10 protein-coding genes are annotated in these 12,676 nt (G+C 32.5%); 3 read left to right on the forward strand and 7 right to left on the reverse strand.

The features are described 5' to 3' along the window. Positions 1–28 precede the first annotated feature (28 nt). Genes H6589_03135 through H6589_03145 form a run of 3 tightly spaced genes read right to left on the reverse strand, consistent with a single transcriptional unit; the run spans position 29 to position 3,145 of the window. The gene (locus H6589_03135; GenBank protein ID MCB9173577.1) at positions 29–376 is read right to left on the reverse strand and encodes a translation initiation factor; all 348 of its coding nucleotides are present in this window, start codon (positions 374–376) and stop codon (positions 29–31) included. Further along, entirely contained in the window at positions 369–1,247 is an 879-nt protein-coding gene (locus H6589_03140) for a YegS/Rv2252/BmrU family lipid kinase (protein MCB9173578.1), read from the reverse strand. Before H6589_03140 ends, H6589_03135 begins: the two co-directional genes overlap by 8 nt. Next, positions 1,244–3,145 carry a sulfatase-like hydrolase/transferase gene (locus H6589_03145; GenBank protein ID MCB9173579.1) on the reverse strand — a complete coding sequence of 634 codons (1,902 nt, stop codon included), beginning with the start codon at positions 3,143–3,145 and terminating at the stop codon, positions 1,244–1,246. The genes H6589_03140 and H6589_03145 overlap by 4 nt, the downstream gene beginning before the upstream one ends. Before the next feature lie 215 nt (positions 3,146–3,360). Between H6589_03145 and H6589_03150 the strand changes: the two genes are divergently transcribed. Beyond that, positions 3,361–5,346, forward strand: a complete 1,986-nt coding sequence (locus H6589_03150; protein ID MCB9173580.1) for a dehydrogenase — start codon at positions 3,361–3,363, stop codon at positions 5,344–5,346. 127 nt (positions 5,347–5,473) lie between these two features. Here H6589_03150 and H6589_03155 read toward each other — a convergent pair whose 3' ends face one another. The 4 genes from H6589_03155 to sppA form a co-directional block, all read right to left on the reverse strand. Then, the gene (locus H6589_03155; protein ID MCB9173581.1) at positions 5,474–6,625 is read right to left on the reverse strand and encodes an RsmD family RNA methyltransferase; all 1,152 of its coding nucleotides are present in this window, start codon (positions 6,623–6,625) and stop codon (positions 5,474–5,476) included. Positions 6,626–6,695: 70 nt separating this feature from the next. Then, positions 6,696–7,469, reverse strand: a complete 774-nt coding sequence (locus H6589_03160) for a DUF4159 domain-containing protein (protein ID MCB9173582.1) — start codon at positions 7,467–7,469, stop codon at positions 6,696–6,698. After that, positions 7,453–8,169, reverse strand: a complete 717-nt coding sequence (locus tag H6589_03165; protein ID MCB9173583.1) for a 16S rRNA (uracil(1498)-N(3))-methyltransferase — start codon at positions 8,167–8,169, stop codon at positions 7,453–7,455. The genes H6589_03160 and H6589_03165 overlap by 17 nt, the downstream gene beginning before the upstream one ends. Before the next feature lie 87 nt (positions 8,170–8,256). Beyond that, the gene (gene sppA, locus H6589_03170) at positions 8,257–10,029 is read right to left on the reverse strand and encodes a signal peptide peptidase SppA (protein ID MCB9173584.1); all 1,773 of its coding nucleotides are present in this window, start codon (positions 10,027–10,029) and stop codon (positions 8,257–8,259) included. 143 nt (positions 10,030–10,172) lie between these two features. On the opposite strand from sppA, the gene folK reads away from it, so the two are divergent. Together folK and H6589_03180 are read left to right on the forward strand one after the other, a co-directional pair. Further along, complete coding sequence (gene folK / locus H6589_03175; protein MCB9173585.1) at positions 10,173–10,664, forward strand: 2-amino-4-hydroxy-6-hydroxymethyldihydropteridine diphosphokinase; 492 nt, start codon at positions 10,173–10,175, stop codon at positions 10,662–10,664. Between the two features lie 105 nt (positions 10,665–10,769). Next, positions 10,770–12,491: a hypothetical protein gene (locus H6589_03180; protein MCB9173586.1), complete on the forward strand. Its 1,722-nt coding sequence runs from the start codon at positions 10,770–10,772 to the stop codon at positions 12,489–12,491. The last annotated feature ends 185 nt before the right edge of the window (positions 12,492–12,676 follow it).

A 12,676-nucleotide genomic window follows, 5' to 3' on the forward strand; every position in this document is an offset into this window, starting at 1 on the left:
CTAAAAGTGAAAAGTAGAAACTTTTATGTTAACCACCTATTTTTTTTGTTTTAGTATAACCTAAATTTATCAACAAGTCATAAACTTTATCTTTCAGCTCTCCTTGAATTAAAATCTCCCCATCTTTAGCGTTGCCGCCAACGCCACATTTTGTTTTTAAGGTTTTAGCTAAATTTTGCATATCCTCTTCAGAACCCTCAAAACCACTCACTATTGTTACGGATTTTCCTTTGCGTTGTTTCCTATCAACAAAGACTTTTAGTTGTTGTTGCTGATTTTCAGGAGTTTCAATTTCATTAAATTCCTCTTCTTCAAAATTAAAGTTAGGGTTGGTAGAGTACACCACATTTACTCTTGTTTTATCTTTTTTACTCATTTGTAATAACGTTTAACGATAATGGTAGCACTTCGATGTTGATTTCTCTATTTGTTAATAATGGTTCGCCATCTAAGTGTATTTCTTGGTTAGGCGATTTTATTTGTGCTTTTTTTATCTTTATTTCTTCTACAAATTTACTTGAATTAATCTTTTTCGTAAACAGTTTAATGGCTAAAGGTATTGCATAAAGTAATGAAAATTTCTTTAAGATTACAATGCTAATTAAACCATCATCGATAACTGATTCTGGTGCAATAAACGCATTGTTGCCATATTGGTTGGAGTTTGCGAACGTAATTAAAAATGCTTTTCGCTTAAAAGTATTGCCTTCAATCTGAAGCTCGTATTCTTGTTCTTGATATTTAAAAAATTCGTTGATAGATATTTTAATGTAAGTGATAAAACCCCTTGTTTTAGATGATGCAAAAAGATTGCTAATATGAGCATCAAAACCAATGCCTCCCGCACCTAAAAAGAAAGTATCGTTTATTTTTACGGTATCAATAGCCTTACTTTTAAATTGGTTTAAATTTAAAATGGCTTTTTTTGTCGACATAGGAATGTTTAAATGCCTTGCCAAACCATTACCCGAACCCATGGGTAGAATTCCTAAAATGGTATTGGTATGAATTAACCCTAGACCAACCTCGTGAACTGTTCCATCACCACCAACAGCAACTATAATTTTATAGTTATCGGCTTCTTTTTTTGCAATTTCAGTTGCATGCAAAGGATATTCGGTATATGCAATGGTGTAATCGAACTTAGTAGAGTCTAAGTGTGTTTGTATAAGCTGCTGAACACCACTTTTTTTAACTGTGCCAGAAATGGGGTTAATGATAAATAATATTTTTATGGGCGAAGTCATTTAATAGATTCTTTGGATAATTGATTGTTTATTAGTCGGTTATTATATTGCTGAAGTATTGCTTTTAACTTTTTTTCGAATTCATTTTTTCTAATTTCAATTGAAGAGTCAGTTATCAAATTTTGTTGTAATGTTGAATCTGAAAGAAGATTGTAAAATCCTGTAGCTTTCTCTCCATCAAAAAGTAAAACAAATTCTTTTTCTACGTAGTAAAAATTGTTTGAGGTATATCCGATTAAGTGATTATTCTTGTTTGACAAAACATCTTTTCCAAAAGAAACAATAGAAGTATTAATTCCAAGTAAATTAAGTAGAGTAGGAGTGATATCTGTATGTTGAATATAGTTTGAATCAACACCTTTTAACTGACTTGATGGGTCGTAAATAAAAATGGGAATTGCTTTTTGTCCAACAAAAGTTGAATAAAACGGATGAAATGCTTCTGATGAATGATCGGCAGTAAAAACAAAAAGCGTGTTTTTAAACCAATGGGTGTATTTTACGTTTTCAAAAAATTGCTTTAATGAATAATCGGTATAAGCAATGGTTTTATGAATAGGGAGTTCTCCTTCTGGAAATTGACTGATGTATTGGTCAGGTAGTTTATAGGGATGATGCGATGATAAGGTGAACAGCGTACTAAAAAAGGGTTCCTTTTTTTTGTTTAATTCATTTGCAAAATAGTGTAAATAAGGTTCGTCATATATGCCCCAAGCACTACTTTCTTCTTGGTTGGTTAATGGGTAATCGTCTTTTCCATAATAATTTTCAATTCCAGCAGTTGCCGTAAATCCGCTAAACCCCATTGTACCATTTTCTCCGCCATGATAAAAAGAGGTGTTGTATCCTTTCTTTTTTAAGATAGCAGGTAAGGCGTCCATTTTGTTTTCTGAATAATTTGAAATGATATAAGCTGTGTTCATTAAAGGAGGAATACCTGAAAAAATAGAAGGAAGCGATTCGATAGAGCGGTTTCCACTTGAATAAGCATTGGTAAACACATAACTTTCTTGCATTAATGAATCTAAAAAAGGGGTGTAACCTTTTCCATTGTTTAAAAAACCAACATGTTCCTTTGCAAAACTTTCTAAAATAATTAATACCACGTTTCTTGATTCAAAACCACCATTTCCTGTTATGGTTTGTTCAGGTGAAAAGATGTCAGCTAATTCATCTTCTTCGAAATAATTAAGTTCAGAAATTCTATCGTTTAACACCGTTTTAATAATACAAAATGGAGTGTTTAATAAAACGGATACGTGTTGAGGAGAAGTGTAGCTTGCAGCATTAATTATGTCTAAAGGTTTAAGTTGTACACCACCTCTAAATCCAATAATAGTTAGAGAGCCAACTATAATAAAAAAAAGAGATTGAATGCCAAAAACTTTAAGAGTAAATGGATTGGTAATGGATTTATTTTCAAGTTTTCGATATGCAATTTCTGTACATATTATCAATCCGATTAAAATCAAGAATAGAAACCAATAATCCTTGATATAAGTGGGTAGCATATTACCTAAATCATTACCAGTAGAAAGAAATTGGAATAAATCGGCGGTGCTTCTCCTTATTGAGAAAGTATAATAACCAACATCAATTAAGTTTAAAACAATCCCTAAAGTATTACCTAAATGAAAACATAACTTTACAACAAGTTTGTAATAAGTGTTTTCTTTAAAAGGAATAGGTAGAATTGAAAAGAAAATGAATGGTAAAAACAAATAAGAAACAGCCACATAATCAAAACGAATACCATAGAAAAAAGCATTTAAAGGAAATTCACCTTGAAACTGATTTAAGTTGAACAGGTAAAAAAGCAAACGACAAAAGGTGTAAACAATAAAGGCAAGTCCAATTTTTTTGAAAAATGAAATGATGTATGTAAGGTTTTGATTCAATTTTTTGATTCTATTTCTTTTATGAACATTTGTCGCAATCGTGATTTTTAGAACGTTTAAACAGTTTAATCACCAAGTAAATTAAGGCAATGATTACAAATACGACAACTAATATTTCTTGTACTCCCAACATTAAATCGGTTTGGTAAAATAAAACTTTATAGCCGTTAAAATTACATAAATTCATTTAACTTTGAGCCTTTAAAAACAATGTTATGGCTATTAAATACAACCGAAGAAAATATACTGACAGTGAACTTTTAACCTTGTACAAAGCATTAATTAAACCTCGATTAATCGAAGAAAAAATGTTGGTGTTGTTGCGTCAAGGAAAAGTATCGAAATGGTTTTCGGGTATTGGTCAAGAGGCGGTTTCGGTAGGTGCAACTTTGGCGTTGAATAAAGATGAATATATTTTACCCATGCACCGAAATTTAGGTGTGTTTACTGCTCGTAATATTCCTTTACATCGTTTGTTTGCACAATTTCAGGGTAAAATGAGCGGATTTACCAAAGGAAGAGACCGTTCTTTTCATTTTGGAACTCAAGAATACAATATTGTGGGTATGATTTCTCATTTAGGACCACAATTGGGAGTGGCTGATGGAATTGCTTTAGGCGATTTAATAAACAACAGAAATAAAGCTACGTTGGTTTTTTCGGGTGATGGAGGAGCTAGTGAGGGTGATTTCCATGAGGCAGTGAATACTGCAGCAGTTTGGCAGTTACCTGTAATTTTTGTTATTGAAAACAATGGTTATGGATTGTCTACACCATCGAGCGAACAATTTAGATGCAAGAATTTTATTGATAAAGGGATTGGTTATGGTATGGAAACCGAATTGATTGAAGGAAATGATATTTTAGATGTTTATCATAAAATTAGTCAAATTGCAGAATCGGTTCGTAAAAAACCACGTCCAGTTTTAGTGGAGTGTTTAACATTTAGAATGCGAGGACACGAAGAGGCTTCAGGAACAAAATATGTTCCTCAAGAATTGATGGACGAATGGCAAAAGAAAGACCCAACAGTGAATTTCGAAAATTTCTTGTTGGAAGAAAAAGTGTTGGATGAAAAACTAATAGAAACCATTAAATCAGAAATAAAAGCTGAAATTAATGAAGAGCTGGATAAAGCTTACGCCGAAGAGCCTATTGTTTCGTCTATTGAAAAAGAGTTGAACGATGTTTATGCTCCTTTTAACTTTAAAGAAACTAAACCAGCAAGCGATAAAAAAACTGAAAAACGATTTATTGATGCTGTTTCTGATGCCATGCGTCAAAGTATGGAAAAATACCCAGAATTGGTATTGATGGGACAAGATATTGCTGAGTATGGAGGTGCTTTTAAAGTAACTGATGGTTTTGTAGCAAAATTTGGTAAAGAAAGAGTAAGGAATACACCGTTATGTGAAGCTGCAATTGTAGGGGCTGGTTTAGGTTTGGCAATTAACGGTCAAAAGGCAATGGTAGAAATGCAGTTTGCTGATTTTGTTAGTGAGGCGATGACTCAAATTTGTAACAATTTAGCTAAAACACATTATCGTTGGGGTCAAAATGCCGATGTAGTGGTTCGAATGCCCACTGGTGGTGGTACTGCCGCTGGACCATTTCATTCACAAAGTAACGAATCGTGGTTTACCCAAGTGCCTGGATTAAAAATCGTTTATCCTGCGTTCCCTTATGATGCTAAAGGCTTATTAAATACTGCATTTGAAGACCCAAACCCAGTAATTTACTTCGAGCACAAAGCCATGTACAGAAGTTTAACTCAAGAAATTCCAGACGATTATTATACATTGCCTTTCGGACAAGCTCAATTGATTAAAGAAGGGAATGATGTAACTATCGTTTCTTACGGAATGGGGGTTCACTGGGCATTAGAAACTTTAAAAAATAATCCAGAAATTTCAGCCGATTTAATTGATTTAAGAACGCTAGTGCCTTTGGATACAGATACAATTTACAACTCTGTAAAGAAAACAGGTAGAGTTATTATTTTACATGAAGCTACTATGTTTAACGGTATAGGGGGAGAGATAAGTGCATTGATAACAGAGAATTGTTTTGAATTCTTAGATGCACCTGTTAAACGTGTTGCAAGTATTGAAACTCCAGTTCCTTTTATTCATCAGTTGGAAAACAACTTTTTACCAAAGCAACGGTTTGAAGAAGAGTTGTTGAAGTTAGTTGAGTTTTAGTTTCTTGTCATTCTGAACAAGATTTTTCATCCAGATTTTCGGGATAGAAAAATAAAGTGAAGAATCTTTTTTTTTTTATTCTTCGTATTGTTTTTAATGAAGTCATAAAATTCATTCAGAATAGTAATTACTTACTTGTTACAATCAACAACGGTTTGTCGTTTGCATCTCTCATCGCAAAGAGGTAAACATTGCCACCGTCGGTTAATTTTAGTTTCTTTTTAACTTGTTCTACACTGTCTGGAAAATTTCGAGTGCTGATATTCGCTTTTGTTAAGCCTAAGTGTTTAATTGATTTTGCGTTGTAATCTAACAAGTGGTCAACCTTAAATGTTCTTCCTGGAAAATTTTCTACCAGCAATGTTGAGGTGTATAAATGAGTGTTTGTAGCTATTTTTTTTAATCCAACCTGTACAGCTAAACTTTTAAATCCACCAGCTTTTAAAACAGAGGCATTGGGTTCATATAAAAAGTTAAGCGGTAGAGAATAATCTACCACACTATTTTCTTCATCAATGTAATTCAATGAAAATATTTCTGGGTTGGTTTTGGTTAAATTAACAGCAATAATTTCAGGGTTGGTATTTGCAAAATTTCCAACAAGATAAAGTACTTCTTTACAATCGTTATTTGCCGAAATCACCCACACTTTGCTCACATTCTTTAAGTCGGAAAGGCTTTGTTTAATGTCTAAAAGCGGTGATGTTTTAATTAAAATTTGGTTAGCAGTTTTTAGTAGTTGAGGTAAAAGTTCAACTACATTTGGTGTACATTCATTTAATTTAAAAACTCGTTTGGTTTCATCTCTTCGGCTTGGGTCGATATAAGCTAAATCAAATTTTTTGGTATTGTTTTTCAAAAAATCTTCGCACGAAGAATTGTAGCAATCAATAGAAGCGTTGAGGTTTTTAAAGTTCTCTTTTACCAAGTTATACAACTCAGTATTTTGTTCAACATAAGTTGTTTCAACAAATTGTTTTGAAAAAAAATAAGCATCAACACCAAAACCACCTGTTAAGTCAACGATAGATTTGCCAGCCACTAATTTACTTTTGTAAATAGCTGTTTGTTCCGACGAACATTGTTCCATCGATAATCCAACAGGATAAACAATAGCATTGTTTTTGTAAAAAGAAGGAAGTTTTATTTTAGCTTTTTGTAAGCCGTTTATTTGGTTGAGGATATGGTTTTTGTCTAATTCGGGATGTTTGCTTAACAATAAAGCAATTTCAGCAATGGGTTTTTCTTGGTGGGTTTGGATGAATTTTATATTGTTCATTTTTTTTCGTCATTGTGGGGTTGAGCCGCAATCTTTTTAATACTTCGACAAGCTCAGTATGACAGGGGAGTTATTCACCAAAAGCATACTGGATAATATTTGCACCCATTTGTAAGGCTTTTTTTCTGTTTTCTTCGGTGTTGTTGTGCACTTCAGCATCTTCCCAGCCATCACCTAAATCACATTCGTAATCGTAAAAACAAACCAATTTCCCTTCGTAAATCAATCCAAAACCTTGAGCAGGCTTATTGTCGTGCTCGTGTATTTTTGGTAAGCCTTGATTAAAATTGTATTTCTGATGATAAATGGGGTGGGAGTTGGGTAACAATACAAAGTCAAGTTCAGGGAATACTAACTTCATTTGAGTGCGAATAAATTTATCCATCCCATAATTATCCGAAATGTGTAAAAATCCGCCTGCCAACAAATAATTACGAAGGTTTTGAGCTTCATCGGAGTTGAAAATAATATTTCCGTGCCCTGTAATGTGTAAAAATGGATAATTAAAAATTTCTGAACTTCCTACTTCTACAATGGCTTGTTCATTATTGATATTGGTTTTTAGGTTTTGATTGCAAAACTTAATCAGGTTGGGTAATGAGGTTTCTAAATTGGCATACCAATCGCCACCACCATTGTATTTTAATAAAGCAATTTGATAACTTGATTTTTGAGCGAAACAAAACGATGAAGAACCTATAAATACAATTAAAATGGTTGTTTTCACAATTTGTTCATTCCTGCGAATGCAGGAAACCAGAAAGAGCAAGAATCTGATAAGACTGGATTCCTTGTCAAGCAAGGAATGAAGGAAAAAAAGTATATTTCTAAAAAAAATATTCATTTATCAAGTTAAGTGTATGACAAGCAACAATACCAGCAGTTTCTGTTCTTAGTCGACTTTTACCCAAAGATATGGGTTTAAAATTGGTTTTTATTGCTAGTTCAATTTCTTCTTTGCTAAAATCACCTTCTGGGCCAATGAGAACGATAACAGCTTCGTTTTTAATGCATAGTTCCGATAAATGTTTTCCAGTATTATCCAAACAATGAGCAATAAAGCAATTTTGGATAAGCGAATTGTTTTTGATAAAATCTTTAATGGCAACAGCCTCATTGATTTTTGGTAACGTTGCTTTTAACGACTGTTTCATGGCAGCAATGGCTGTTTTTTCTAATCGGTCAACTTTAATCACTTTTCGTTCTGAGCGTTGGCAAATTATTGGAGTGATTTCGCTTATACCAATTTCTGTAGCTTTTTCAATAAACCATTCCAAACGGTCGTTGTTTTTTGTTGGAGCAATAGCAATATGTATGTGTGGTTTTGTATTGTTTTCAGAGTTTGCTGAAAGTATTTTTAGTTCACATTTCTTGGCGTGTGCTTGAGTGATTTCGGCATCATAAAAAGTACCTTTTCCATCAATTAGATTTATTTTATCACCATTATTAAGTCGCAATACTTTTACAGCATGTTTCGATTCTGTTTCATCAAGTGTAATTGATGAGGCAGTTTTTTCAATATTTGGCGTATAAAACAAAAGCATATCGAATGCTAAATTACATTAATATAGATGCAAAAAAAAAGGAGTAAGAAAAAATCTCACTCCTTTTAAACAACTAATTATTAACTTCTAGTGAAAATCAATCTCATAAGGCATACGAGTCATGTAGCCAGATTGAGTTCCAATGGTTTGAACTTTTTGGTAATACTTGTAGTTTTCACCCATGTAAGTTTTTAATATTTTAGCTTCAGCACCTTCCGATAAGCTAATTATAAATTGTTCAAATGGGTCTTTCAATTTTGGATAGTCAACTGTTTTGTAGTCGGTTAATTTTGCTAAGTCTTTAGCTATTGCAATGGCTTTGTCGATACCACCAATTTCATCAACCAATCCAATCTTTTTAGCATCTAAACCAGTCCAAACTCTACCTTGTCCAATGTTGTCAATTTCTTCTTTACTCATTCCTCTTCCTTCACCTACTTTAGTGATAAAATCATCGTAAATTTTTTCTACACCAATTTGAATGATGTCTTTTTCCTCAGCAGTTAATGGTCTAAAAATGGTCATGATGTCGCCATGTTTATTGGTTTTAGCAACATCGAATGTAATACCTAGTTTATTATTGAATAATCCTTGAGCATTCGGAATAACACCAAAAACACCTATTGAACCAGTAATTGTTTTTTCGCTTGCAACAATTTTATCGGCAGCACAAGCAATATAATAACCACCAGAAGCAGCTACATCACCCATAGAAACCACTACAGGTTTTACTTTTTTAGCTAAAACAACCTCTCTCCACATTACATCCGAGGCTAAAGCACTTCCTCCAGGAGAATTTACTCTCAATACGATAGCCTTTACATTGTCATCTAAACGTGCTTCTCTAATGGCTTCAGATATCGTTTCAGAACCCATTGTTCCATCTTTGCTTTTCCCGCTGTTTATTTCACCACTTGCATAAACAATGGCAATTTCGTTTTTGCTTTTGTTTGCTTTGGCTTTTGCGTTGCTGTATTTTCTTAACGAAATGTAGTTGATGTCGTTGTAGCTAGCAGCACCCGTTTTTGCTTTTAATTCTTCTAAAACTTCATCTTTAAACATTTTTTTATCTACAAAACCAAATTTAATGGCATCATCAGCAGTTTGAATTTTAATGTCATCGGCAATAGCATTTAATTCTTCAATTGAAATTTTTCTGCTTTCCGAAATGTCTTTTAACATACTACCCCATGCAGTAGATAAAATTAAATTCATTTGTTCTCTGTTCGAATCACTCATCTTGTCTAACATAAAAGGCTCAACTGCACTTTTAAATTTACCGTGACGAATAATTTGCATTTCTACATCTAATTTTTCCAAAGCATTTTTGAAAAACATCAATTGAGTAGCTAAACCTCTCATTTCAACTAACCCAGCTGGGTTTACATATATTTTATCTGACAACGAAGCCAAATAATAAGTGCTTTGTGTGTAAACTTCAGAATAACTCATGATCCATTTTCCTGATTTTTTAAAATCTTTTAATGCATTTCTAATTTCTTCAATAGAAGCCATACCTGTTCTCATTGAAGTTAAATCTAAATAGATACCTTTAATTCTATCGTCGGTTTTTGCTTTTTCAATATTGGTTAAGATTAAATCTAGCCCTAAGTTTTCTTGAGCTTCGAAAGTCGAAAAATCAATGTTTTCGAACGGATTATTTGAAGTACGATCTTTTATTTCGTAATCAAATTTTAAGTGTAACACGGAGTTTTCTTTCACATCAACTTTCTTTTCTGTTGAAGAAGTTGCTGAAGAGATAAGTGTACCAATTACAGCAATAAAAATTATCATTGCTATAAAAAAGGTTACAAGCATGGCAAGCATACTTGCGAACATCATTTTAAAAAATTGTTTCATAATATTATTTGGTTAAAGTATTTACTTTTACAAAAGTAGAACATGTAAATGTGATTAGAGTGTACAAATACACCAGTGGTAAATGTTGTATGATGAGTGGTTTGGAGAGTCGGAAGACGGAAATTTGAAGTTAAAAGTATAAAATGAACAAGTTAATATTAGGTTTAGGAGGAAACGAGGGAAATGTTTTGGAAACATTCCAAAAAGTTGAGCATCTTATTAAAAATAATGTAGGTGAGATTTTAAAACATTCATCAACGTATCAGACAACTGCATGGGGCAATACTAATCAACCCGATTTTTTAAATAAAGTAATTGAAGTTGAAACCAACTTAACGGTGCAGGATTGTTTAAAGCGAGTGTTAGAGATTGAGCATAAATTGGGTAGGGTAAGAACTGAACAAAAATGGACTGCAAGAACTATTGATATTGATATCCTTTTTTATAACGATGATATTCTAAAACAAGAAGACTTGGTGGTTCCTCATCCTTATTTACAGGAAAGAAAGTTTGTATTAATTCCATTGCATGAAATACACCCAGATTTTGTACACCCCTCTCTAAATAAAACAGTTCACGAATTATATTTAGATTGTAATGATACCCTAGAAATTAAAATGGTATTAAAAAGCTAATAGTCATTATAATATATAGCCAAAAATTTTTTTTAATTAAAAGTATTGATTATTATTGCAGTTCTAAAAACTAAACTAGATTTTAAAGAAAAATTCTATAAAAAGATGAAAAACCAAAACACTAAATTATTGGCTTTAGCAGTTGCAACTTCAACTGTTTTCATAGCATGTAATCCTTTGTCTAAAATGATAAAAAGACAAAATGAAGTTAATTTTGCATTAACGCCTAATCCAGTTGAAATGCATGGGGATTCTATCGCAGTTGCTTTAACTGGTAGCTTTCCAACAAAATATTTTAACAAAAAAGTATCTGCAGTAATTACTCCAGTAATTAAGTATGATGGTGGAGAAGAAGCTTTTGCTCCATTAAAATTAAAAGGAGAGGTTTCTGAAGAAGAAGGAGCAGTAATTAACTACGAAAAAGGTGGTTCTTTCTCTCACTCTGCTACTATCCCATATAAAGATGGAATGCATAATGCTACTGTAGAATTAAGAGTTGATGGTAAATACAAAACTCAAACGAAAAGTTTAGATCCTAGAAAAGTTGCTGATGGAACTATCATCACTCCTAAATTGGTTATGTCTGCTGATAAAGCAATTATTGCTAAAGATAATTTCAAAAAATTTGAATTAAAAGATAACAAAGTGGTGATTAACTACTTGGTTAACAATTCAACTGTTAGAGGTTCTGAAATGTCGGATAAAGATGTGAAAGAATTGGTTAACAATTTGAAAATGTGGTCGAAAGACGTGAAAATGGAAGTGAATGGTGTTGTAGTTGATGCTTACGCTTCTCCAGAAGGTGAAATTTCTAAAAATGACAACTTAGCTAACGAAAGAGCTGCTTCTGCTGATAAAGCGATGGCTGGAGCTTTCAAATCTGCTAAAATTGCAATGCCAGCTACTGCATCTCAATTAAATGGTAAAGGTGAAGACTGGGCTGGTTTTAAAAACTTAATGACTGCTTCTGATATTAAAGACAAAGAATTAATCATTAGAGTTTTAGAAACCTATTCTGATTTAACTAAAAGAGAAGAAGAAATTAAAAATTTAGCTGCTACTTATACTGAAGTTGCTAAAAAAGTATTACCTGAATTAAGAAGATCAGAAGTTAATGTTGTAATGAAAAAACATAACTTAACTGATGATGAATTAAAAACGTTGGTTGATACTAAAATTGATTCTTTAGATGCTGAACAAATGATGTATGCTTCTACTTTGTATACTGATGATGCTAAAAAAGAATCTATCTACAAAAGTTTTGCTGCTAAATTTACTAACGATTGGAGAGGAGCCAATAATTTAGGTTTCTTATACATTGCTCAAAACAAAGTTGCTGATGCAAAAGCTCAGTTTGAAAAAGCTGCTGGTTTATCTCCAAACAATGCTATTGTTAACAATAACTTAGGTGTTTGCGAAAGGTTAAATGGTAACAACGATGCTGCAATGGCTTTCTACGATAAAGCTGCTGGTGCTGGTACTACTGAAGTTAATGAAAACAAAGGTATTATCTACATCATAAAAGGTGATTATAACTCAGCTAAATCTAGCTACTCAGGTGTTAATTCATTTAATGCTGCTTTAGCTAACTTATTAGCTGGTAACAATGCAATTGCTGCTACTATCGATGGTTCTAACGATAAAGACGAAGCTTTATCTTACTACTTAAAAGCTATCGCTGGTGCACGTTCAAACGACAAAAACATGTTAGTAAACAACTTAAAATCTGCTACTGCTAAAGATGCTGGTTTAAAAGCTAAAGCTAAAACTGACGCAGAATTCATCAAATTTAGAGATGATGCTGAGTTTCAAGCTGCTGTTAACTAATACATAACTTATACAGTAATAAAAAAGTCCTGCACATTGCGGGACTTTTTTATTTATATTTGGTTTGTAGAAATGCCAATGGAAAATTTATATAGTATGAATAAAATTATTTTAATACTACTTTCTGGACTTATTGCAATAGTAACTTCGTATTTTTTTATTTCTGGAATCTATATTTTTATATA

The organism is Flavobacteriales bacterium (assembly GCA_020635795.1).
Classification (GTDB): domain Bacteria; phylum Bacteroidota; class Bacteroidia; order Flavobacteriales_E; family Vicingaceae; genus Vicingus.